Raw genomic sequence first — 24,276 nt, 5'->3', positions numbered from 1 at the left:
TGTGTGGGCACTCGTTGATGATAATCCAATTCGATACTTCGGTATCAAATTAGGTTTCAATGATACGAAGTGACCATTGAATCTTCGGATTCAGCACAGTCAATTCAAACATTACTTATGTAATGTTCAGTATTCATTGAGCCGAACAAAATCTTAAATTGAAGAGTTTGATCATGGCTCAGATTGAACGCTGGCGGCAGGCCTAACACATGCAAGTCGAGCGGAAACGAGTTGTCTGAACCTTCGGGGAACGATAACGGCGTCGAGCGGCGGACGGGTGAGTAATGCCTGGGAAATTGCCCTGATGTGGGGGATAACCATTGGAAACGATGGCTAATACCGCATAATAGCTTCGGCTCAAAGAGGGGGACCTTCGGGCCTCTCGCGTCAGGATATGCCCAGGTGGGATTAGCTAGTTGGTGAGGTAATGGCTCACCAAGGCGACGATCCCTAGCTGGTCTGAGAGGATGATCAGCCACACTGGAACTGAGACACGGTCCAGACTCCTACGGGAGGCAGCAGTGGGGAATATTGCACAATGGGCGCAAGCCTGATGCAGCCATGCCGCGTGTATGAAGAAGGCCTTCGGGTTGTAAAGTACTTTCAGCAGTGAGGAAGGTGGATGTGTTAATAGCGCATTCATTTGACGTTAGCTGCAGAAGAAGCACCGGCTAACTCCGTGCCAGCAGCCGCGGTAATACGGAGGGTGCGAGCGTTAATCGGAATTACTGGGCGTAAAGCGCATGCAGGTGGTTTGTTAAGTCAGATGTGAAAGCCCGGGGCTCAACCTCGGAATTGCATTTGAAACTGGCAGACTAGAGTACTGTAGAGGGGGGTAGAATTTCAGGTGTAGCGGTGAAATGCGTAGAGATCTGAAGGAATACCGGTGGCGAAGGCGGCCCCCTGGACAGATACTGACACTCAGATGCGAAAGCGTGGGGAGCAAACAGGATTAGATACCCTGGTAGTCCACGCCGTAAACGATGTCTACTTGGAGGTTGTGGCCTTGAGCCGTGGCTTTCGGAGCTAACGCGTTAAGTAGACCGCCTGGGGAGTACGGTCGCAAGATTAAAACTCAAATGAATTGACGGGGGCCCGCACAAGCGGTGGAGCATGTGGTTTAATTCGATGCAACGCGAAGAACCTTACCTACTCTTGACATCCTCAGAAGAGACTGGAGACAGTCTTGTGCCTTCGGGAACTGAGAGACAGGTGCTGCATGGCTGTCGTCAGCTCGTGTTGTGAAATGTTGGGTTAAGTCCCGCAACGAGCGCAACCCTTATCCTTGTTTGCCAGCGAGTCATGTCGGGAACTCCAGGGAGACTGCCGGTGATAAACCGGAGGAAGGTGGGGACGACGTCAAGTCATCATGGCCCTTACGAGTAGGGCTACACACGTGCTACAATGGCGCATACAGAGGGCGGCCAACTTGCGAAAGTGAGCGAATCCCAAAAAGTGCGTCGTAGTCCGGATTGGAGTCTGCAACTCGACTCCATGAAGTCGGAATCGCTAGTAATCGTAGATCAGAATGCTACGGTGAATACGTTCCCGGGCCTTGTACACACCGCCCGTCACACCATGGGAGTGGGCTGCAAAAGAAGTGGGTAGTTTAACCTTCGGGGGGACGCTCACCACTTTGTGGTTCATGACTGGGGTGAAGTCGTAACAAGGTAGCGCTAGGGGAACCTGGCGCTGGATCACCTCCTTATACGATGATTACTCACGATGAGTGTCCACACAGATTGATGGTTTATGTAGTTTAAGAGACGATACTGGGTCTGTAGCTCAGGTGGTTAGAGCGTTCGCCTGATAAGCGAGAGGTCGGTGGTTCAAGTCCACTCAGACCCACCAATCTTCCTCCCAGGAGATTGGCAACAGTATCGACACCTTGATGGGGCTATAGCTCAGCTGGGAGAGCGCCTGCCTTGCACGCAGGAGGTCAGCAGTTCGATCCTGCTTAGCTCCACCATCTTTAAGTGTTCTTGAAAAAGAATCTTTAAAAATGGTTCATTTATGAATCTAGCTCTTTAACAATTTGGAAAGCTGACGAATAACAACAATCCCCATCTCTTTGAGATGCGTTGTTATTCAATAAAAGTTCTCAAATCCTAATGACTTGTTCATTAGGTACCAACACACATTCAAGTGTTCTTGGAAATTTGAGTCCGGCAAAATCGAGTCTGCATCATGTTTAAATAATGGCAGACAACTTTGGTTGTTTGACGTAAAGACCCTTTGGGGTTGTATGGTTAAGTGACTAAGCGTACACGGTGGATGCCTTGGCAGTCAGAGGCGATGAAGGACGTATTAACTTGCGATAAGCCCAGATTAGGCAGTAAAAGCCATTTGAGTCTGGGATTTCCGAATGGGGAAACCCACCTGCATAAGCAGGTATCATTATCTGAATACATAGGGTAATGAGGCGAACCGGGGGAACTGAAACATCTAAGTACCCCGAGGAAAAGAAATCAACCGAGATTCCGAAAGTAGCGGCGAGCGAAATTGGACTAGCCCTTAAGCCTTTAATGCGTCAGGTGAAAGTTCTGGAAAGTTCTGCGATACAGGGTGATAGCCCCGTAACCGACAGCGCATTTTAGGTGAAATCGAGTAGGGCGGGACACGTGATATCCTGTCTGAATATGGGGGGACCATCCTCCAAGGCTAAATACTACTGACTGACCGATAGTGAACCAGTACCGTGAGGGAAAGGCGAAAAGAACCCCTGTGAGGGGAGTGAAATAGAACCTGAAACCGTGTACGTACAAGCAGTAGGAGCACCTTCGTGGTGTGACTGCGTACCTTTTGTATAATGGGTCAGCGACTTATATTCAGTAGCAAGGTTAACCATCTAGGGGAGCCGTAGAGAAATCGAGTCTTAACTGGGCGTCGAGTTGCTGGATATAGACCCGAAACCAGGTGATCTAGCCATGGGCAGGTTGAAGGTTGAGTAACATCAACTGGAGGACCGAACCGACTAATGTTGAAAAATTAGCGGATGACTTGTGGCTAGGGGTGAAAGGCCAATCAAACCTGGAGATAGCTGGTTCTCCCCGAAATCTATTTAGGTAGAGCCTCGGACGAATACTACTGGGGGTAGAGCACTGTTAAGGCTAGGGGGTCATCCCGACTTACCAACCCTTTGCAAACTCCGAATACCAGTAAGTACTATCCGGGAGACACACGGCGGGTGCTAACGTCCGTCGTGGAGAGGGAAACAACCCAGACCGCCAGCTAAGGTCCCAAATTACAGCTAAGTGGGAAACGATGTGGGAAGGCTTAGACAGCTAGGATGTTGGCTTAGAAGCAGCCATCATTTAAAGAAAGCGTAATAGCTCACTAGTCGAGTCGGCCTGCGCGGAAGATGTAACGGGGCTAAGCTGTAAACCGAAGCTGCGGCAATGCATTTTATGTATTGGGTAGGGGAGCGTTCTGTAAGCCGTTGAAGGTGAGCTGTAAAGCTTGCTGGAGGTATCAGAAGTGCGAATGCTGACATGAGTAACGATAAAGGGGGTGAAAAACCTCCTCGCCGGAAGACCAAGGGTTCCTGTCCAACGTTAATCGGGGCAGGGTAAGTCGACCCCTAAGGCGAGGCCGAAAGGCGTAGTCGATGGGAAACGGGTTAATATTCCCGTACTTCTTACAATTGCGATGGGGGGACGGAGAAGGCTAGGTGGGCCTGGCGACGGTTGTCCAGGTTCAAGTGCGTAGGCTTGAGAGTTAGGTAAATCCGGCTCTCTCTAAGGCTGAGACACGACGTCGAGCACCTACGGGTGTGAAGTCATTGATGCCATGCTTCCAGGAAAAGCCTCTAAGCTTCAGATTGTAAGGAATCGTACCCCAAACCGACACAGGTGGTCGGGTAGAGAATACCAAGGCGCTTGAGAGAACTCGGGTGAAGGAACTAGGCAAAATGGTACCGTAACTTCGGGAGAAGGTACGCTCCTGTCGGTGAAGTCCCTTGCGGATGGAGCTAACGGGAGTCGCAGATACCAGGTGGCTGCAACTGTTTATTAAAAACACAGCACTGTGCAAAATCGTAAGATGACGTATACGGTGTGACGCCTGCCCGGTGCCGGAAGGTTAATTGATGGGGTTAGACGTAAGTCGAAGCTCTTGATCGAAGCCCCGGTAAACGGCGGCCGTAACTATAACGGTCCTAAGGTAGCGAAATTCCTTGTCGGGTAAGTTCCGACCTGCACGAATGGCGTAATGATGGCCACGCTGTCTCCACCCGAGACTCAGTGAAATTGAAATCGCTGTGAAGATGCAGTGTACCCGCGGCTAGACGGAAAGACCCCGTGAACCTTTACTACAGCTTGGCACTGAACATTGACCCTACATGTGTAGGATAGGTGGGAGGCTTTGAAACCGGTACGCCAGTATCGGTGGAGCCGTCCTTGAAATACCACCCTTGTAGTGTTGATGTTCTAACTTAGACCCGTCATCCGGGTTGAGGACAGTGCCTGGTGGGTAGTTTGACTGGGGCGGTCTCCTCCCAAAGAGTAACGGAGGAGCACGAAGGTGGGCTAATCACGGTTGGACATCGTGAGGTTAGTGCAATGGCATAAGCCCGCTTGACTGCGAGAATGACAATTCGAGCAGGTGCGAAAGCAGGTCATAGTGATCCGGTGGTTCTGTATGGAAGGGCCATCGCTCAACGGATAAAAGGTACTCCGGGGATAACAGGCTGATACCGCCCAAGAGTTCATATCGACGGCGGTGTTTGGCACCTCGATGTCGGCTCATCACATCCTGGGGCTGAAGTCGGTCCCAAGGGTATGGCTGTTCGCCATTTAAAGTGGTACGCGAGCTGGGTTTAGAACGTCGTGAGACAGTTCGGTCCCTATCTGCCGTGGGCGTTGGAAGATTGAAGGGGGCTGCTCCTAGTACGAGAGGACCGGAGTGGACGAACCTCTGGTGTTCGGGTTGTCATGCCAATGGCATTGCCCGGTAGCTAAGTTCGGAATCGATAACCGCTGAAAGCATCTAAGCGGGAAGCGAGCCCTGAGATGAGTCTTCCCTGACCCCTTGAGGGTCCTAAAGGGTTGTTCGAGACTAGAACGTTGATAGGCAGGGTGTGTAAGCGTTGTGAGGCGTTGAGCTAACCTGTACTAATTGCCCGTGAGGCTTAACCATACAACACCCAAAGGGTTTTGATGGACTCAAAGTAAGAACAGATTGAATGTGTAGAGAACACAATAACAGCTTTCCGAATTATTCGATTTGCAAGCAAATCTCACCCTAAAGGGCCGCACTAAAGTGCGTTTGAATTTGCGAGCAAATTGATAAAGAATTTGCTTGGCGACCATAGCGTTGTGGACCCACCTGATTCCATGCCGAACTCAGAAGTGAAACGCAATAGCGCCGATGGTAGTGTGGGGCTTCCCCATGTGAGAGTAGGACATCGCCAGGCTTTAAATTTAGACTTAGAGTCTAACCAGTGCGGAGCGGTAGTTCAGTTGGTTAGAATACCGGCCTGTCACGCCGGGGGTCGCGGGTTCGAGTCCCGTCCGCTCCGCCACTTATTCAGAGAAAGCCCTAACAGAGATGTTAGGGCTTTTTCGTATCTGCAGTATTATTGCTGGTCTGCGACCAACAAGTCCCGGTTGTCCACAACTCTGAGCTAGGCCTCTCCACCACCATTAGCCATTTATTTAGAAACCCAGTCCAAGGACTGGGTTTTGTCGTTTAGGGGCAATGATATTTAGGGGACGCATCCCGCTTGAGTACAGACTCAGCGACCCGCACTTATTCTAGACCCGATCAGTTTATGATAGGGCCTCTTTGTTTGTGCAAAGTTGTCGCTTGCAACTAATAAGTCCCGAACGTATTCGAGTCCAACTACCCACAAAACTGAGCTACTACTTATATAGAGATACTATTCTCAAGCTGGGCTTTGTTGTTGGTGTATGCATCGTTTCTTTAGAGTACAAATCACATAAAGATTGGCCTGTCTTATCGGGTGCGGAATACTTAGGAAGTTTAGGAGTTGGTAGTCCTGACGACGATTTCTAAGGTATTAAACTGGCAACTTGGTAGGCTTAGACATTCAAATCTTAACGGTTTTTCATTCCACTACGGATAAGAATGAGCGTTGTGAGGTTTAAGTAATAAAAAGCCGACCTAGCGGTCGGCTTAGTTAGTAGAGATTAAACCTTTACGCTTGGACTAAAGTGAGTGCTTTCTTCGACACCTCATGAGCGGCTTTAGTCATATTCTGTTTCTCTAGTGCATCGGCTAAATAAGAGTAATCAGATACGCTGGAACGGACTGACAACGCTTTTTCTAAGTGCTGTTGTGCCTCAGACCAGTTTTCATTTCTTAAGTGGAACTGAGCAAGTGCACTGTGCGCTGAGGCATTGTTACCGTCTTTTTTTAACACGTCTTCTAGGAACACAACGACAGGATGATCGTCCGCTAGGTTCATATCAGGCAGCAATGCATAGAGCTCTGAATCTGGGTGCTTTTTGAGATTTTCTTTGACTAGCGTAAAAGCCTCACTGTCTGCTTTACGAGCCATAAGCTGCTTGGCAAAGCATTCGACTAAGTGAGTGTCGCTTTTTAATTTGCGGGTAAGGCTATTCCAGTGGGCGATCAGTCCTTCACTGCCTTTTTGCTCTGCAACTTCCTCTAACAAACCGCATTGAGCACGTTGGGTTAGCTGAGCCTGCTCATCTTTAGTGATGATTTTGCTTTTCACCAGTGTAGATAAGGTATTCAGCAGTGGTTGCCACATCTTAAGCTCAATGTAGACATTTTTTAGCAGATTAAGAACGATGCGATTATTTGGGTAGCTGGATTTCAACTGAGATAACGTCTCAAATGCCGCAGTGTAATTTGCTTCTCTGACTTGCTGCTTGGCTCTCGTAAGCTCAACCGCTAATAGAGCATTTTCCTGCTCAGATGCCAGTTTAAGATAGTGGTCACGCTTTTCATTGTCTCCCAGTCCTTGCGCTGCTTCTGAAGCGACTAGGTAACACAGTAGCGGCATATCATGATGATTTGCCCAGCGAGTGACTTTTTTTTCTGCCAGTTTGAAGTCACCTTCGAGCAACTTGATGATACCTTCATTGGTATAGCGGCGAGAGCGACGCATCTTACGCACACTGAAGTAATTCCAGGTCGCTGAGCTGGCATAGAGGGTTTTCTTGATCAGAAACTCGAGGCCAAACAGCGCGGCCAATGTTGCAATAACAAATATCACCAAAGTCGTGACACTCATTTCAATGGTCTTATCTGCAACTGAGATAAGTACGTAGCCCTGCTGGCCAGCATATTGGGTTCCGGCAAACAGCCCAGCCCCTAAGACGACGAAGAGAAAAATGATTCTGAACATTATTTCTCCTCCGTAACCAGAGTGGTGACTTCACGGCGCAGGCGGTCACGAATAACGTCGGACAGAATTTGCTGTGTTTCAAGTTTCACCGGGTAGTCGACTTGTACATTTTGCTTGCTTAGCATCTCCAGAGTTTTATTGAACTCGATAACGGTGTTAGCGTCTTGGTTAAAGAATGAACTCGACCATTTGTCGGCAGTTGTTAATGCTGTCTGATAAATATCTTGCTGCTCAACGTACACCGCTTTAATCGCCGTTTCTAACTTGGCCTTAATGTTTTCTTTAAGATAGAAATGTTGTTCTGGCGATAACAAAGGAATGACATTGCCATCTCGAGTGCGGAAGGTAATGAAATTTTCCGAGAAGTCTTTGAGTGAAGTCATCAGGTTATCTTTCCAATCATAGATGTCTTCGGAGACCTGTTGCTCTTTCTGCTCTGGTGCCTCAGGAAGAATGGCATTGGCTAACGGAAGGCTGTCGACTTGCTGTTGCAGCGCCGTTAATCTGAGCACTAGGCCTTCGCGATCGATAATTGGCACAGACTTAAGCTTCGTAATGTCATTGGCCATTGATTTACGTAACGGCACCAAGCTTGGGTCGTTTAACGCCGCGATGCGCTGATCGGCGCTTTCCATCAGTTTAGTGGCGCTGACGGCATCATGTTCGAGAAACAGCTTTCGGCCCGCCAACTTCACTAGATAATCTGCTTCTGCTAATAGCCAGTCGTTCGGGCGACGACCTTTTACGTCAGCAATCGCAAGCTGCAGGCTTTCAATGCTTTTTTGCTGCTGTGATAAAACAGTTTCTGTATTGTGAGTGATCTCGGTGGCTTTGGCTAACGTTGCCTGCTGAGTTGCGGTTAAATCCTGCTGAACAGAAGCGGTAGTTTGTTCCAGTTGCTTTTTCAGTGCTTCAATTTGAGATTGGTACTGAGCATTTTGTTGCTGCATCTGGAATGTTAAACCGCCACCAACTATCAGTGAAATCACGATCGCGACAGCACCGAGCTTAACCCCGCGCTTGGCATTTTTTTCTTGTTTGGCAGTGTCTGTTGACGCTGTAGGTTCAGACTTTTTATCGGAAGACGTAGAGGGAGATTCAGACGCATTAGAAGTATTGTTGGAAGACTCGTGAGTCTCAGCAGATGACGCTGTTTCTTGGTCTTTCTCAGGTTCAATGTGGTCGTTTTTATTTTTACTTGTCATTGCTATTGTCCTGTTTCACTTTGGCCGGAGAGTAGCCAGTAAATCCTTATTGGAAGCGCTTCCTGTGTTGATTATATGAAGAAACCCCATTTGTTGCGCTTCATTTGCGATACGTGCACTCGGTACATAAAGTTGAAGCCCGAATGCCCAGTTCAATTGCGCTTGTGTAAGCTGTGATACAAAGTAACTCAGCTGACCTGAACTGGTGATGACTAACTGTTGAATATGTTTATCCTGCCAGAAAGGTACGAATAAATCTGAGTCGAAAGCAAGGTTTTCTCGTTTGTATACTTCAAGATAACTGGTATGCGCGCCTCGAGATCTAAGTGTCTCGTAGATCAGCTCTCGGCCACCGTTGCCTCGTAGGATAACGACCTTTTTGCCTTTGACTTTTTTTAGTATGTCCAGCTCGAGCAAATGCTCGCTGTCACCAACGTCGGGGTAGTGTACTTTTTGCTGGCTGAGTTTGCTTAAAACATGTGCAGTTTTTTGACCGACGGCAATGTAGGTCGCTGTTTGCGGCCATTCTTGCTGAGACGTAAAGGCTTGTTGTGTGAGCGTTACCGCATGTTGGCTGACGGCAAGAATACAGTCGAACTGATTAAGTTGAGTGGCAATGCCGGAGAGATCTTTCCCCGGCAGGATTTCGATAAGAGGCTGATGAAGCGCGCAGATACCTGCGCTGTTGAGCTGTTGGCAGAGTGAGCGGCCTTGTTCACCTGGCCGGGTAACCAACACCGCCATGGAGTTACTCGTGATCCGCGTACAGTCTAGTCAAAATATCGCGAGCACCGTCATCCAGCAGTTGGTTGGCCAATGTCACCCCAAGTTTCTCAGCGTCGGCGCGCGAGCCTTTGATTTCGCCACGCACAATCTTTGAGCCGTCAGGCTCGCCGACAAGCGCGCGCAACCAGATGTCATCACCATCCAGCAGGGAGTAACTGCCAATAGGCACCTGACACCCCCCTTCCAAGGTTAAGTTCATTGCGCGCTCACACAGTACGCGGTCAGCGGTATCTTTGTGGTTAAGTGGTTCAAGTAGCTTGATAAGGCGCTCATCATCTAGGCGACATTCAATGCCGACTGCACCTTGCCCGACAGCAGGAAGAGACTGCTCAGGCTCAATAAAACTGCGAATGCGCTCTTCTAGCTCTAGGCGTTTCAAGCCTGCTGCTGCAAGGATGATGGCATCATATTCGCCAGCATCGAGCTTACCTAAACGCGTACCTACGTTGCCGCGTAGCTCCTTAATGACTAGATCTGGGCGGTATTCCTTGATCTGACATTGACGGCGCAGACTGCAAGTGCCGACAACCGCACCTTGCGGCAGTTCGTCAATGTTAGCGTAGGTATTAGAAACGAAAGCGTCACGAGGATCTTCACGCTCACAAATCGTAACCAGCCCTAGGCCTTCTGGAAAATCAACAGGCACATCTTTCATTGAGTGAACTGCCAAATCTGCGCGTCCTTCCAGCATGGCGACTTCGAGCTCTTTTACGAACAGACCTTTACCGCCGACTTTTGCTAATGGAGTATCGAGAATGACATCGCCTTTCGTCACCATAGTTACAAGCTCCACTTCTAAACCAGGGTGTGCTGCTTGAAGGGCATCTCGTACGTAGTAGGCTTGCCAAAGAGCAAGAGGGCTTTTGCGTGTTGCAATTCGAATAGGAGTCGATTGTGTCATGATGGTCTTTGAATAACAGTTCAGATGGGCTAATCCTACCATTCTCCAAGAAAAAGTCTTACTGCTAGATCATTTCGATGAATGTCAGACGTCGGGCTAGCAGAAAATATTCAAAATAGTGTGATGAGCATCTCGTTTGTAAAATGGGCTATTATTACAAAAGGCGGATACGTACCACACTATGTCGCGAGCATATTGATTAACAAAACAATGTCGATTCGATCGTACATTTCTTTACCAATCGAAATAAAAGTGTTAAATTGATCACGTTTTGTTAGTGCTTTAGAACAATTTGTCGTCAGGGCACAGTTAGGAATCAACCAAGGAATCACCCTTGCAGGCTTATACAAAGACGCTTATTCAGAGACTTGATAACCTAAACCAGCAGCGTATTGAGCGCGCGCTGGCTCTTATGGATATGCAAAGTCAGCGTGTTTTCCATCTGATTCCTACCCTTCTTCACTTCAACCACCCAGTCATCCCCGGCTATTACGATTCTCAAGTTCCTTTTGGTGTATACGGTCTCGAATTCAATGAGGTGCAACAGCAGTTTGTTGAAGATACTGAACTGACGATAGGTCAGTCGCTTCGGACCAGTGCAGAGCCCGCTATTCTCGGCTTGTATACCATGGGTAGTACTTCGTCGATTGGACAGAGTACCTCAAGCGATCTTGATATCTGGGTGTGTGTCTCACCATCAATGAGCTGTGAAGAAAGAGAGTGCCTGACCAATAAGTGTTTGTTGATTACCGATTGGGCTCAGACTCAAGGTGTTGAGGCGAATTTCTTCCTTATGGATGAAGAGCGTTTTCGTACCAATCGCTCAGAAGAAATGACCGGCGACAACTGTGGCTCGTCCCAACACTTACTACTATTAGATGAATTCTATCGCTCTGCTGTTCGTCTTGCTGGTCAGCGGTTGCTGTGGCAAATCGTGCCGCCTGAGATGGAAGAGTGCTACGACGAATACGTTCGCGATTTATGCAGCCAAGGTTACATTGATTGCTCGCAGTGGATTGACTTTGGTCAGCTGAACCGTATTCCAGCCGAAGAGTATTTTGGCTCGAACTTGTGGCAGTTGTATAAGAGTATCGATTCACCTTACAAGTCGGTGCTAAAAGCTATCCTACTTGAAGCGTATTCGTGGGAGTACCCACATACCCAACTGCTTAGCATTGATACTAAGCGTCGATTTTTTGCCCATGAGCCTGATCTCTATGGCATGGATGCATACTACTTGATGCTAGAAAAGGTAACACGTTACCTTGAGCGTATTGGCGATTATACCCGTCTTGATCTGGTGCGCCGTTGTTTCTATCTCAAAACACACGAGAAGTTATCACGTGAGCCTGGTATTGGCTCTGTTGCTTGGCGCCGTGAGGCGATGAGTGACATGATCCAGAAATGGAACTGGGACCACTCAGTGCTGGTTGAGCTAGACGACCGCCGTAACTGGAAGGTTGAGCAGGTTAAAGTGGTTCACCATGCTTTGCTTGATGCGTTGATGCTGAGCTATCGTAATCTGATTCAGTTTGCTCGTCGTAACGACATTACTTCTGCAATCAGTCCGCAGGACATCAGTATCTTGGCGCGTAAGCTCTACGCGGCGTTTGAGGTGTTGCCGGGTAAGGTGACTTTGCTTAATCCGCAGATTTCCCCAGACTTGCATGAATCCGACTTGAGCTTTATTGAAGTGAGACCAGGTCGTACAAACCGAGCCGGCTGGTACCTCTATAAGCAACCTCTTCAGCCAGATCGCATTCTTGGTCAGCCATTCTTAGAGCACAATGAATACCTCAGTAAGTTGGTCGCTTGGTCATTCTTCAATGGTCTAATTACAGAATCGACGCGTCTGCACTCGGTAGTTCGTGATGCTCATCTGGATATCGATAAGTTCTATCAGATGGTCAGCGATTTGCGTAATACCTTCTCATTACGCAAGCGCCGCCCAACCATGCAGGCATTAGCGAGCCCTTGTGAAATCAGCCAACTGGCGATGTTCATCAACTTTGAAGATGATCCAACGGCTGAGCTGAGTGGTCGCGCGCTGAAAGTGGATCTGAAAACTACCGATATTTTTAGTTTTGGCTCAAAGCAGACTTGTCTGGTTGGCAGTGTGGATTTGGTTTATCGCAATTCTTGGCATGAAGTCCGTACGCTGCATTTCCGAGGCGAAACGGCGATGCTGGATGCACTGAAAACCATTCTGGGTAAGATGCACCAAGATGCGTTGCCGCCTGAGTCGGTAGATGTGTTCTGCTACAGTAAAAACCTGCGTGGTGTGATGCGTAATATGGTGTATCAGCTTTTAGCGGAATGCATTGATTTGCGCCTTAAGCCTATTGAGCAAGAGAAACGTCGCCGCTTTAAAGCGCTGCGTATTGCTCAACAAACGTATGGCTTGTTCTTTGAGCGCCGCGGTGTGTCTGTGCAGATGCTGGAAAACTCGGTCGATTTCTACCGCAGCATCTCGACCAGTAAACTCAAAGGTTCACCATTGCTGATGCTGGACAAGGAGCAAGATTACCAGCTGCCAGAAATAGTCGACAGCTTTGCCAGTGAAGGTCTGATCCAGTTCTTTTTTGAAGATTCAGATCAAGGCTTCAATATCTATGTATTGGATGAAGCAAACCGTGTTGAGGTGTACCACCAGTTCAGTGGCATGAAAGATGAGATGATTGCCAGCGTGAATAGCTTCTACACGTCGGTAAAAGATGATAATCAAATGTCGACTCAGTTTATTAACTTCAATTTGCCTCAGTACTATCAAATCGTTCACCCAGCAGAAGGTGACTCTTACATCGTGCCATATCGTAATGATGGCGCTAACTATTCCAAGCCAAGTCGGGCCGTGAATGCGTAAGTCGAAGCAATAAAAAAGAGCACTTAAGGTGCTCTTTTTTGTATCCGAGTTTTACGGGGCACTACACCCATTCAATCTCTTCATCCGAATGCTTTTCGCACTCCTGTTTAACCATCGCAATCAGCTCAATACCCGTTTTTGAACAGGTCCACTGATCCTCAACCATAGCGAAGTGGAAACCGCCAGACTTAGATGCCAGCCAGATTTCCTTCATTGGCTCCTGACGGTTAATAATGATTTGGCTACGGTCTTCAAACTCTAGGGTCATGACATTACCGGAAGTTTCGTAATCAATGTCCGCGCCTGAATCATCAATCATTTCTTCGATGATTTGCATTTGAACATCTGCCAGCTGATGAAATTCAGTCTCGTTCATCCTGTTATCCTATTGCTTTTCCTGAGTGTGGTGCGATTATAGGGGGCATTGAAAGATTAATCACGACACAACCCATGAAAAAATCACTAATCGCTCTGTTTCTTTTATCCGTTCTTGGTTTGGCTGGCTGCGGTCAGACAGGTCCTCTCTACATGCCTGAAGATGCATCTCAGAATGAGCAGCCTTCACAACAATAAATAATGACATAAGGGATAGCACTTTGGATTACTTCAACTATCAGGATGATGGCCAACTTTGGGCCGAAGATGTTCCACTGACAGACTTAGCAGAGCAATTTGGAACGCCACTTTACGTATATTCCCGCGCGACGTTTGAGCGCCATTGGAATGCTTTCGATAAATCCGTTGGTGAGCACCCACACTTGGTGTGTTATGCCGTAAAAGCGAACTCGAATCTGGGTGTGCTTAATACACTGGCTCGCCTTGGGTCTGGCTTCGACATTGTTTCTGGTGGTGAACTGGAGCGTGTTATTGCAGCAGGCGGTGAAGCGAGCAAAGTCGTTTTCTCGGGTGTTGGCAAAACGGCGCCTGAAATGAAACGTGCCCTTGAACTGGGTATCAAGTGTTTCAATGTGGAATCTGAGCCAGAGCTAGAGCGCCTTAATAAGGTCGCGGGTGAGTTAGGAGTGAAAGCACCAATTTCACTGCGTATCAATCCAGACGTTGATGCCAATACGCACCCTTATATCTCAACAGGTCTGCGTGATAACAAGTTTGGTATTGCGTTTGATCGTGCACCTGCGGTGTACCAGTTTGCACAAGGTCTTAAAAACTTAACGATCAAAGGCATCGACTGTCACATTGGTTCTCAGCTGACGGACATCGAACCGTTTATTGATGCCACTGACCGCTTGCTGGCACTGATTGATGACTTGAAAGCGCAAGGTATCAATATTGAACACCTTGATGTGGGTGGTGGTCTGGGTGTTGTTTACCGTGACGAACTGCCGCCTGAGCCATCTGAATATGCTAAGGCACTGCTTGGTAGACTGGAAAATCACCAAGATCTGGAACTGATTTTTGAACCAGGCCGCGCAATCGCTGCTAACGCCGGTGTATTGCTTACCAAGGTTGAGTTCCTAAAACATACCGAGCACAAAAACTTTGCCATTATCGATGCTGCAATGAATGATCTGATGCGCCCAGCACTGTATCAAGCGTGGCAAGACATCGTGCCGGTCAACCCTCGTGAAGGTGAGCCAGTGACATACGATCTGGTTGGCCCAATTTGTGAAACGGGCGATTTCCTTGGTAAGGACCGCGCTTTGGTATTGCAGGAAAATGACCTGCTTGCGGTTCGCTCAGCAGGTGCGTATGGCTTTGTGATGTCGTCGAACTACAATACTCGTACTCGTGTCGCTGAAGTGATGGTCGATGGCAATAAAGCGCATTTGGTACGCCAGCGTGAAGAGCTGTCGAGCCTGTGGGCCCTAGAAAACATTCTTCCGGAGTAATTGGAGTCTTATGCATTTCCATTTTTCTAAAATGCATGGTTTGGGTAATGACTTCATGGTCGTCGACTGCATTACTCAGAACATTTTCTTTTCTCCTGACTTGATCCGCCGTCTGGCGGATCGTCATACAGGAGTTGGTTTTGACCAACTGTTGGTGGTTGAAGCCCCTTACGATCCCGAAACCGATTTCCACTATCGCATTTTCAATGCCGATGGCAGCGAAGTGGAGCAGTGCGGTAATGGTGCCCGTTGTTTTGCCCGTTTTGTGCGCATGAAAGGCCTGACTAATAAATACAGCATCAGTGTCAGCACCAAGAAAGGCAAAATGATTCTCAGTATTGAAGAAGACGATCAGGTTACCGTCAATATGGGGGTACCGGAATTTGAACCGAATAAGATCCCATTCAAAGCCAAGCAAACAGAGAAGACTTACATCTTACGTGCCGAAGAAAAGACCTTGTTCTGCGGTGCGGTGAGCATGGGTAATCCGCATGTTGTGACGGTCGTAGACGATACACAAACTGCCGACGTTGATACGTTAGGCCCGCTGCTGGAATCTCATGAGCGTTTCCCTGAGCGAGTGAACGCTGGCTTCATGCAGGTATTAAGCCGCAACGAAGTGAACCTGAGAGTCTACGAGCGTGGTGCCGGTGAAACTCAGGCATGCGGCAGTGGTGCTTGTGGCGCGGTTGCAGTGGGTATCGTGCAAGAACTGTTGGATGAGAAAGTCACAGTGAACCTGCCTGGTGGCTCGCTAAAAATCAGCTGGCAAGGACCGGGTAAACCGCTTTACATGACTGGCCCCGCCACTCATGTGTTCGATGGTCAGCTAAGCTGTTAAGAAGAAAATAAATAAAGGAACGAACGTGTCGCAGATTGAAGCTGATGCGCTGACAGCTGAGGTTGTCGCGGAATACTTGCGTGACAACCCAGATTTTTTTAGTACCCGAAGTGATTTAGTCGATCGCCTTGCATTACCTCATAAAGAGCAGGGCGCGGTGTCGCTGGTTCATGTTCAAATGACCAGACAACGCCAGCGTATTGAAGAGCTGGAAGAAGAGATAACCACTCTGATGTCGTTGGCGAAAAACAACGATCGTACTTTTCATGAGTTTATGAGTTTGCAGGAACATGTCCTGACTTGTGATGCCTTGCTGCCTGCGGTCAAAGCCGTCGAAGAGATGGCTAAGTCTCTCGGGTTGGTGGCGTATGTACGTTTGCTCGACAGTGAGTCAGCGTATTACTCACTCGATAAAGATAATTACCAACGTTTTGCGACCAATCACCTCAATGGTAAGAGTGCTTATTTAGGGCGAATGCGTAAAGCAGATCGAGAACTGCTGTTTGGTGACAATACCCGCGCACCTGAGATGGGGTCTTATGTGGTGTTACCGCTGCACAAGCAGTCCCTGCAAGGCATTCTGGCTTTTTCCAGCAGTGATGGTGGGCACTTTCAGCCGCATATGGACACCTTATTCTTGCGCCATCTTGCACTGGTGCTTTCCCACTTGATTGAAACCCTTCCATGGCAAAGTGACGACCATGAGCGAATCAGTAATACCTCTGCCTAACGGACTACAAAGCCCTCTCAATCGTTTCTATGAGTACTTGAGAAGCGAGAAAGGGCTTAGCCTGCACACTCAACGTAATTACAAACAACAACTGGAAACCATGGCTCAACACTTGGTGACTATGGGCTTGAAAGATTGGTCTCAGGTTGACGCAGCTTGGGTTCGCCAACTGGCGAGTAAAGGTATGCGTGATGGCATGAAAGCCAGCAGCCTTGCGACTCGATTATCCGCATTACGGAGTTTCTTTGATTTCCTGATCTTGAGAGGAGAGTTAACCGCAAATCCTGCCAAGGGTGTGTCTGCTCCGCGGAAGAAAAGGCCTTTACCCAAAAACCTCGATGTGGATGAAGTTGGTCAGTTACTCGAAGTTAATGAAGATGATCCGTTGGCGATACGCGACCGAGCCATGATGGAACTGATGTATGGCGCGGGGCTGCGACTGGCGGAAATGGTCAGTGTTGATGTTCGTGATGTGAGCCTGTCTTCCGGAGAGATCCGAGTGGTGGGTAAAGGTGACAAAGAGCGTAAGGTGCCTTTTGCTGGCATGGCGGAGGAATGGGTCGCCAAATGGCTCAAAGTTCGTGGTGCGCTAGCCAATACCGATGAGCCAGCGTTGTTTGTGTCCAAACTGGGAGTACGGATTTCGCACCGTAACGTACAAAAGCGTATGGCCGAATGGGGACAAAAACAGTCGGTTGCCAGTCACATCAGTCCGCACAAGCTACGTCATTCGTTTGCGACCCACATGCTGGAGTCGAGTAATAACCTCAGAGCCGTTCAAGAGTTGCTGGGTCATGAGAACATCTCCACCACTCAAATCTATACACACTTGGACTTTCAGCATCTTGCTGACGTCTACGACCAAGCTCACCCCAGAGCTAAAAAGAAAGAGAGTGACTGATGCATTTCTATCGCCAGCTACCAGTCATTGAAGCAATGACGTTCGATCTTGATGATACCTTGTACGACAACCGCCCAGTGATCCGCAGGGTTGAGGCGCAGGTGGTGGCTTGGCTACACAAACACCACCCAATGTCTGCGAGTAAACCACTGAGCTGGTGGCATGAGTTAAAGATGGAATTGGCAGCCGCTGACCGCTGGCTGACCAATGACATGACGCTATGGCGGCGAACTCAGATAGAGCAAGGTCTTTATCGCCTTGGCTATGAGCAAGTGGACGCCAAATACGCCGCTGAGCAGGCGATTCAGGAAGTGTTGCGGCTACGCAGTGATTTTACTGTACCTGATCAAACGCATCAGGTTATGCAGAAGCTTGCTGAGCAAATGCCATTAGTAGCGATTACCAATGGCAATGTGGATGCCGAAAGAATCGGCCTAGCAAAATATTTTTCCTTGATCCTTCAATCGGGTCCAGATGGCTATGCTAAACCACACCCACAGATGTTCGATAAAGCCATCAGCCATCTGCAGTGCTCAGCTCACAACATCTTGCACGTTGGTGATCATCTGATTAGTGATGTTAAAGGCGCCAAGAATCGTGGTTTGTCGGCATGTTGGTTTAACGATCAGGGTGCGAGCTTAATCCAGCACCGCAGAGCCCGAACACTGCCTGACATTGAAGTGTCCTGTTTACAGGAATTGCTGTTACTGATTGAGAACTAAGTTACGCCTTGATAGACAAGGACTTTTCATTTGCACAGTCATCAATTAGGTTAGAGTGAGTACACAAAAAATAACGTCTTAGGCCGATTGCATGCATACCTATTCTGCTCTTATCAGAGATGAACAACAGCTCACCCGCTTTCTTGGTTCCTTGTCTGATGACGCATCGCAATCGGTTTTGATTCAATTATTGTCATCGCAAGATGAACGCCAGATCCGCAGTTACGCTCAGTTGATTGAAGAGCGTTTACCTGAGGCCAAAATCATTGGTCACAGTACCCGTCATGTTATCCATCAGGGAGATATTCACCATCACAGTACGTTGATTGCGGTATCGGTCTTCTGTTGCACTCAATTGAGTGCTGCCTATGTCCCTCTGCAAGGTCACCCAGATAACGAAGCGGCTTCTCTAATCGAGCAACTAGAACTCAATGAGCAGAGTAAGCTCATTATCAGCTTTTCCCAGTTGACGAACGGCCGTGACTACAACCTGTACTTGGCACTTAATCCCATTGCTGATGTGCCAGTGTGTGGTGGCCTGGCTGCCAGCGTTGACGGCCAGCCTGCTTGGTTACTGCTTGGCACTGATATTCATCATGATTCTTCAATAGCCGTCGCCTTACATGGTGAATCACTCTCAGTATGGCGCAGTGCGTTTGCTGAATGGAACCCGATTGGCAGCCCAATGCGCGTGACCGCTGTGAGTGGCAATAAGCTGATATCGCTCAATCATGAACCTGCTTATGATGTGTTTCGCCAGCGTTTAGCTGATGGCAAAGCACTGACGCTGGAACAAATGCTGAGCTTTCCACTGCAACGCGATAATCGTCAGCAGATCTGCGTGCCGAGTGAGCTGCATCCCGGCGGCGTGGTGGAGTTGGACAGTCCCTTAGAGGTGGGAGATGAAGTACGAATTTGCTACAACCACCCGTCAGTGACTCTAGAGCAAGTCAGGCACAATACCGCTCAACTGGCGCAGTACAATCCAGAAGCGGTGTTTATCTACAATTGCGAATCTCGCCTTGAGTTCATTGAAGGTACCAGTGAAATAAAGCCGTTTGATCGTTTCGAATCTTGTATCGGTTCCTACTGCATGGGGGAGTTGTATCGCAATGAGCAGCAGGAAGTTTTGCATCACAGCATGACTTACGTGGCGTTGAGTGAAAATGATCGCCAGCCTTTGCAACATCAGTTGCAGGAAGAGTACCCGATTTCACCTTTGTTTCATCTGATCCGTCATTCAATCGAAGAGTTGGATGAGACACGTAAACAGATTGAAGAAAAGCTTGCCCGCCAAACGGAAAAACTGATAGAGAGCTATCGTTACGATAAGCATACGGGGCTGAAGAATCGGGCGGCATTGCAGGAGGAGGTGAGAGGAGCTGATGCCAATACGCACCTGATCACCTTGAAGCTGTCTAACTTCCATCAGGTTAACGAGAAATATGGCTATCAGGTGGCGGACGAGCTAATCCGCGATCTGACGGACCTGTTTGTCGTTCAGCTTGAAACACATCGTGGTGAGGCAGCGCTTCGTCAGTTGTACTACATCGGTATTGCCGAATGGGCCTTGGTTTTCAGTTCGCAAGAGAGCAGTGAGCGTATTCGCCAAGAATTTCTACTGTTTGCCGATCAGATTGAACACATTAATTTTGAGCCTTATGGCCTACCGGAGGTGGATTACCTGTCGGTGTCGGTCACGGGCGGGCTAGCCAGCATGAAGGACTTTCCCAATATTGAAGGGGAAGAACTATTACTGCGTGCGATTGATGCGAGACGTAAAGGCAAGGCGCATAACACCCATTTATACAATGCCAAAGACTGCGCGACAGGGATTGAAGCCCAACAAGAGCGCTTGGCTTTGATGGGGTCAGTGAGCCGCGCGATATTAAATCAACGTATTCTGACCTTCAGCCAGCCGATTTTCGCGGCTCACTCTCATGAAATGGTGTCACAGGAGTGTCTGGTTCGCATTGAAGATGAAGGCGAAATTATCGCTCCGGGGCGTTTTCTGCCCATCATTGAATACACGCACCTGTATACCCGATTAAGTCGTTTTATGTTGAGTTCGACGTTGGAATATATGGCGGACAAGGCTATGCCTTTTTCGATTAACCTGTCGCCGCAAGATATGCTCAGTGATAAAACGCTTTATTTGCTTGAAGAGTCGATTGCGCGCCTTAATGATCCAAGTCGCTTAGGTCTGGAAGTGCTGGAGTCTGAGCAGATCAAAGACTTTTCTAGGATGACGGAGATCTGCGGACACTTTAAGGCGATGGGGGTTCGTCTGCTGGTGGATGATTTTGGTAGCGGTTATTCCAATATCGATCAGATTATTCGCCTTGAGCCAGACATCATCAAGCTCGATGGCAGTTTGATCAAAACCATACACACGGACCCGAAACAGCGCCAGATCACCGGGCAATTAGTCAAACTTTGCCAAGTGCTCAACGCGAAGACGGTCGCGGAATTTGTTCACAACCAAGCGGTGTGTGAGATTGCGGAAGATTTAGGGGTTGACTATTTACAAGGTTTCTATCTGGGGGAGCCAACACGGCTATTTTAGCGCGTGCCCGCTTTTATCTGCCTGAAATGCTCTCATGTAGTGACTGAGAAACTGCCGTAAATGCTCTGCTTGTGATTCTTGGCCTAAAGAACCGATGATTTCTGCCCCCACCTCTAGTGTGCATAAATGGCCCTCATCTTGATTGCGCCTCAGCTGATAGTTGGATGTAGAAGCTGGCGCTAAGTGCACTTTGGTAAGTGCCTGCAGCCAAGGGCTTTTACGCAGCATTTTCCTCGCTTCTTGCCAAGTCCCGTCAAGAATGATGAATAAAGGCTTGTGTGCTTTCTGCTCCGCGTATTGAGTCATCTGGTTGATGGGCTGGCTATCTTCACCAGGAAACAGCAGCAGCGGTTGATAACCATCATGGTTGACTAGTCGAGCCAGTTCGGAGCAGGGTTGTTTGCGTTGCCAGATATGTCGACTGCTAGGATGGACCGTTTTCAGTAGCCACTGCCCAGTGTTGGTTTCCCGCTGATACTCATTTTCGTGCATCAAGATAGCCAGATGTGCAGGCACGTTGATGTTAGGTAAGTACTCACAAACACAGTTGTGTTTCAGCAGGCAGTTTGGGCAAGGGCTTGAAGTTGGCATCTTACAGCGTGACGCCTCCCTGATGAGGAGTCAGGCCATCAGAAAACAGTTGAACTGGGCTGATTTCATCGTAGTTTGCCACGGGCGCGACACTTGGGTTGAGGGGGTAGTGCGTACCGTTAAATTGCAAAGTGTGCTGGTTGGGTACTGCGCCGCCACCGCTGACAAACATCACCAGATCGCGCCAATTTTGATGAAATTGGGTCCCCAAGTTTAAAGGCGTTTGCACCAATGTAATCCGGCTATTGAATTGCCATTTCTGCTCCACATTGTCGAAAATCAGCAAGGTGCAACCACCAGAACCGCACCAGTCGAGCTGAGCCAGCAATTCTTTGTTGCCATCGCCATTAAGGTCGTACGTCAGCCAGCGATAGCGCGTCCCAGTAGGATCCTGCTTCTCTCCCTTGAAGTAATCACGCAGAGCTTGATCAACCTGTGGGTTGAACTCAGCACTCGACGGGACTTTGTTGCTGTCTGCCATGGTTTGTTGAGAAGAGAGAGTATTCCCCGCTTTGTAAAGCGTGAGTCCGCCTTCAGCAATGTCGTACACCACGCTACCGACTTTTTCCTGCTTGGCCGTCAGGGTATGGTCTTTTTCGGTATACAGTCGCTCGGAGGTGAGAGGCTGGCCTTGTAAGTGTGTGCCAACCACTTGTACCTGACTTGGATTCAGTTGCTGCCAGAAACCTTTTTCAACCGTATCCGATCCTCCATTCTGATAGCTGTAAGTGGTGCTGGCTGTATGATCTGGTTTCATTACTAGAGAAACACTAAAGGGAGTATTTTTTCTTGCTTGAGCCTGATAAGTCGCCGCCCAGCGTTGGGTCGTGTCCTGGTTTGATAGCGTCGCACAGCCACGATAGGTTTTATCGCCGATTGTAAGTGTTGAGCTCCAACCATAAAGGCTATCACTCATACCATCACTGCAACTGCGCAGGTTAAGCTCTAGTTGACCATTGCTGAATGTGTAGCGGCGACGGTCTGCTTCAATCTTTGTCGTGGTCAGTTCAAGTTGTTGTGCTTCTTGGCCCATTTGGCTGAACTTAAGGGCGTTATCGGCAAATTGAACTGACCAGAATGGTTCATTACCAAAGGCTTTCGTCGGTTGAGCAGGCTGTGCGCAGCGTTGGGTATTTTCCGCTGTTAGTAGGTTGATCTTGTCGACCACGAAGCGCGCGGCGTAATCGGCAGCGAATCCTTCCTTGCCCGATGGCTCAAGGTGGCCAATTACCTCACCGTATAGCGGCGCATAAGGGGAACGTACCAACTTCATCCCTTGCTGGAATCTATCTTCAGGTAGATCCAACCAATATTGCTGCTGGCTGCCACATGGCACAATTGAGCGTACCTCGTGACCAAGGATGACTTCACCGCGCATGACAAAAGTTTGAGGTTTGACTGAGGAAGGATCATTCAGCGTTGCCTGTGGAGTGTGTGCTGGCTCCGAACCGGATTGAAAACCGGAACAGGCCTGAAGGGCCAGTAAGGTCGTCACTGCTACTGGGTTTCTTAACGCCTTCATGCTATATCTTCCTCATACTTAATCATTCGGACGTCATTATGGCATATTGGTTATTCAAAACAGAACCGGACACTTTCTCTATTGACACACTTCGTACACAAAATACTTCCTGCTGGGAAGGCGTACGTAATTATCAGGCGCGCAATATGATGCGAGATGAGGTCAAAGAGGGCGATTTGGTGCTGATTTACCACTCTTCATGCAAGAAGGTTGGAGTCGCTGGTATTGCGAAAGTAACCAAAGAGGCTTATCCCGATCATTTCGCCTTTGATCCTGAAAGTGACTATTTTGACCCGAAATCTTCACCGGACAACCCTCGCTGGGTGATGGTGGATATTGAATTCGTCAGAAAGACGGAGCGGCTGATTCCACTAACAGTCATGAAAGCAATGCCTGAGCTGGAAAACATGCCTTTGGTGAAACGTGGCAATCGCCTGTCAATTATGCCGGTGAGTGAGCAGGAATGGCAGGCGATACTGGATAAAGAGAAATTACCGTCGCAAAGATAATGCGTCTCTCTTAAAGAGTGAAGATTAGAACAAATGAGTATGTAGGTAGTGTGCCACCGCATCGTCAGCGTTGCTGCCTATCACTTCATTATCTGGCAAGGCTTGTTTCACTTTGATATGTGAAGTCTCCATCACCAAGCCTTTGCCCGCCATGGACAGCATTTCGACATCGTTCATCCCATCACCGAAAGCAATACAGTTTTCCAGTGTCAGATTGAGAGACTCAGCCACCACCTTCAGAGCTTCTCCTTTCGATACGTCCGCCGCCATCACTTCGAGACACCAAGGGGTGGAGAAAGCCACATTGAGCTGGTCACCAAACTTGTCATTCAATTGTTGTTCAAACTTCACCAGATGGTCGTGATCTTTAGCTGGATGGGTAAAGAAGATTTTTGCTATTCCATCGGTTGGCGCTGCATTGCCATCAAAGCGTTGATAGGCGAAACCGGATTCACTGTGGAACTTCGCTAGCATGTCGTCGTCTCTGTCCAGCAGCCAACTATCATTCTGATACATATGGATGAAAATCTCAGGATCTTGTCTGATCACATCGATCACCGGCTGAACCAGATTTTGCGGTACATTGTTGCTGTACATCAGGTTGTCATCTTGATCGTGAACACGGGCACCGTTTGAGGTGATCATGTAAGCTGGGATGCCTGACAGTTGACGAATACCTGAAACATCAACGTGGTGACGACCAGTCGCAAAGATAAAGGTATAGCCCTTCTGGTGTAGCTCGTTCAGCGTTTGCTTAGAGAAGTCACTCAGCTGGTGGTTAGGCGCCAGTAAAGTACCATCGAGATCGGAAGCAACCAGTTGGAAAGGAGTCTCTTTGCGTGTGTCTGTCATATCACCCTCGTGCGTAATGCGTTGAACAGCCCAGGAAGGGCAGAGTGACTATTCTACTGGAACAGAAAGGGGAAAAAGAGGGTAAAAGTTACCCTCCAGTA

At 48.5% G+C, this 24,276-nt stretch carries 16 protein-coding genes, 3 tRNA genes, 3 rRNA genes and 1 pseudogene; 15 read left to right on the top strand and 8 right to left on the bottom strand.

Going from position 1 to position 24,276, the window contains the following annotated elements:
- The first annotated feature begins 155 nt into the window (after window positions 1-155).
- The 6 genes from FIU99_RS15845 to FIU99_RS15820 all read left to right on the top strand — a co-directional run bounded on the left by FIU99_RS15845 (window position 156) and on the right by FIU99_RS15820 (window position 5,521).
- Window positions 156-1,708 (top strand): 16S ribosomal RNA (locus FIU99_RS15845).
- Window positions 1,709-1,774: 66 nt separating this feature from the next.
- Window positions 1,775-1,851 (top strand) — tRNA-Ile (locus FIU99_RS15840).
- Window positions 1,852-1,893: 42 nt separating this feature from the next.
- Window positions 1,894-1,969, top strand: a tRNA-Ala gene (locus tag FIU99_RS15835).
- A gap of 278 nt (window positions 1,970-2,247) precedes the next feature.
- Window positions 2,248-5,136 (top strand): 23S ribosomal RNA (locus FIU99_RS15830).
- 161 nt (window positions 5,137-5,297) lie between these two features.
- Window positions 5,298-5,413 (top strand): 5S ribosomal RNA (gene rrf / locus FIU99_RS15825).
- Together the 16S, 23S and 5S rRNA genes with 3 tRNA genes alongside form the textbook arrangement of a ribosomal RNA operon.
- Window positions 5,414-5,444: 31 nt before the next feature.
- Window positions 5,445-5,521, top strand: a tRNA-Asp gene (locus FIU99_RS15820).
- A 636-nt stretch (window positions 5,522-6,157) separates the two neighbouring features.
- Here the strand turns inward: FIU99_RS15820 and FIU99_RS15815 are convergent.
- From FIU99_RS15815 to hemC, 4 genes are read right to left on the bottom strand one after another with little or no spacing between them, the layout of a single operon-like run.
- Window positions 6,158-7,336, bottom strand: coding sequence for a heme biosynthesis protein HemY (locus tag FIU99_RS15815; RefSeq protein WP_006957340.1), 1,179 nt, complete (start codon window positions 7,334-7,336; stop codon window positions 6,158-6,160).
- Entirely contained in the window at window positions 7,336-8,541 is a 1,206-nt protein-coding gene (locus FIU99_RS15810) for a uroporphyrinogen-III C-methyltransferase (RefSeq protein ID WP_006957339.1), read from the bottom strand. The genes FIU99_RS15815 and FIU99_RS15810 overlap by 1 nt, the downstream gene beginning before the upstream one ends.
- A gap of 15 nt (window positions 8,542-8,556) precedes the next feature.
- Window positions 8,557-9,285, bottom strand: coding sequence for a uroporphyrinogen-III synthase (locus tag FIU99_RS15805; protein ID WP_006957338.1), 729 nt, complete (start codon window positions 9,283-9,285; stop codon window positions 8,557-8,559).
- A 4-nt stretch (window positions 9,286-9,289) separates the two neighbouring features.
- Window positions 9,290-10,228: a hydroxymethylbilane synthase gene (gene hemC / locus FIU99_RS15800; RefSeq protein ID WP_006957337.1), complete on the bottom strand. Its 939-nt coding sequence runs from the start codon at window positions 10,226-10,228 to the stop codon at window positions 9,290-9,292.
- 334 nt (window positions 10,229-10,562) lie between these two features.
- On the opposite strand from hemC, the gene FIU99_RS15795 reads away from it, so the two are divergent.
- The gene (locus FIU99_RS15795) at window positions 10,563-13,091 is read left to right on the top strand and encodes a class I adenylate cyclase (RefSeq protein WP_006957335.1); all 2,529 of its coding nucleotides are present in this window, start codon (window positions 10,563-10,565) and stop codon (window positions 13,089-13,091) included.
- A 61-nt stretch (window positions 13,092-13,152) separates the two neighbouring features.
- Here the strand turns inward: FIU99_RS15795 and cyaY are convergent, their stop codons facing one another.
- Window positions 13,153-13,467 (bottom strand): iron donor protein CyaY, encoded by a 315-nt coding sequence (cyaY, locus tag FIU99_RS15790; protein WP_006957334.1) that lies wholly within the window; start codon window positions 13,465-13,467, stop codon window positions 13,153-13,155.
- On the opposite strand from cyaY, the pseudogene FIU99_RS15785 reads away from it, so the two are divergent.
- The 7 genes and pseudogenes from FIU99_RS15785 to FIU99_RS15755 all read left to right on the top strand — a co-directional run bounded on the left by FIU99_RS15785 (window position 13,447) and on the right by FIU99_RS15755 (window position 20,701).
- Window positions 13,447-13,664 (top strand): annotated as a pseudogene (locus FIU99_RS15785) (lipoprotein). The gene cyaY and the pseudogene FIU99_RS15785 sit on opposite strands and share 21 nt — an antisense overlap.
- A gap of 23 nt (window positions 13,665-13,687) precedes the next feature.
- On the top strand, window positions 13,688-14,941 hold the full coding sequence (gene lysA / locus FIU99_RS15780; protein ID WP_006957332.1) for a diaminopimelate decarboxylase: 1,254 nt from the start codon (window positions 13,688-13,690) through the stop codon (window positions 14,939-14,941).
- A gap of 10 nt (window positions 14,942-14,951) precedes the next feature.
- On the top strand, window positions 14,952-15,782 hold the full coding sequence (gene dapF, locus FIU99_RS15775; RefSeq protein WP_006957331.1) for a diaminopimelate epimerase: 831 nt from the start codon (window positions 14,952-14,954) through the stop codon (window positions 15,780-15,782).
- A gap of 25 nt (window positions 15,783-15,807) precedes the next feature.
- On the top strand, window positions 15,808-16,512 hold the full coding sequence (locus FIU99_RS15770) for a DUF484 family protein (RefSeq protein WP_006957330.1): 705 nt from the start codon (window positions 15,808-15,810) through the stop codon (window positions 16,510-16,512).
- On the top strand, window positions 16,484-17,413 hold the full coding sequence (gene xerC / locus FIU99_RS15765; RefSeq protein WP_006957329.1) for a tyrosine recombinase XerC: 930 nt from the start codon (window positions 16,484-16,486) through the stop codon (window positions 17,411-17,413). The genes FIU99_RS15770 and xerC overlap by 29 nt, the downstream gene beginning before the upstream one ends.
- Window positions 17,413-18,135 carry a 5-amino-6-(5-phospho-D-ribitylamino)uracil phosphatase YigB gene (yigB, locus tag FIU99_RS15760; RefSeq protein WP_006957328.1) on the top strand — a complete coding sequence of 241 codons (723 nt, stop codon included), beginning with the start codon at window positions 17,413-17,415 and terminating at the stop codon, window positions 18,133-18,135. Before xerC ends, yigB begins: the two co-directional genes overlap by 1 nt.
- A gap of 91 nt (window positions 18,136-18,226) precedes the next feature.
- The gene (locus tag FIU99_RS15755) at window positions 18,227-20,701 is read left to right on the top strand and encodes an EAL domain-containing protein (RefSeq protein ID WP_152472371.1); all 2,475 of its coding nucleotides are present in this window, start codon (window positions 18,227-18,229) and stop codon (window positions 20,699-20,701) included.
- Here the strand turns inward: FIU99_RS15755 and FIU99_RS15750 are convergent.
- Both FIU99_RS15750 and FIU99_RS15745 read right to left on the bottom strand, forming a co-directional pair.
- Window positions 20,693-21,292 carry a tRNA-uridine aminocarboxypropyltransferase gene (locus FIU99_RS15750; protein WP_006957327.1) on the bottom strand — a complete coding sequence of 200 codons (600 nt, stop codon included), beginning with the start codon at window positions 21,290-21,292 and terminating at the stop codon, window positions 20,693-20,695. The genes FIU99_RS15755 and FIU99_RS15750 overlap by 9 nt on opposite strands.
- A 1-nt stretch (window position 21,293) precedes the next feature.
- On the bottom strand, window positions 21,294-22,814 hold the full coding sequence (locus tag FIU99_RS15745) for a COG3650 family protein (RefSeq protein ID WP_152472370.1): 1,521 nt from the start codon (window positions 22,812-22,814) through the stop codon (window positions 21,294-21,296).
- Window positions 22,815-22,852: 38 nt separating this feature from the next.
- Here FIU99_RS15745 and FIU99_RS15740 point away from each other — a divergent pair, with 38 nt between their 5' ends.
- A complete protein-coding gene (locus FIU99_RS15740) occupies window positions 22,853-23,323 on the top strand; it encodes an EVE domain-containing protein (protein WP_019274046.1) in 471 nt (156 codons plus the stop codon).
- A gap of 24 nt (window positions 23,324-23,347) precedes the next feature.
- Here the strand turns inward: FIU99_RS15740 and FIU99_RS15735 are convergent, their stop codons facing one another.
- The gene (locus FIU99_RS15735; protein ID WP_006957324.1) at window positions 23,348-24,175 is read right to left on the bottom strand and encodes a Cof-type HAD-IIB family hydrolase; all 828 of its coding nucleotides are present in this window, start codon (window positions 24,173-24,175) and stop codon (window positions 23,348-23,350) included.
- Window positions 24,176-24,276: the final 101 nt, after the last annotated feature.

This window comes from Vibrio sp. THAF64, assembly GCF_009363455.1.
Classification (GTDB): domain Bacteria; phylum Pseudomonadota; class Gammaproteobacteria; order Enterobacterales; family Vibrionaceae; genus Vibrio; species Vibrio coralliilyticus.
This window is presented reverse-complemented; position numbering and strand designations above follow the sequence as displayed.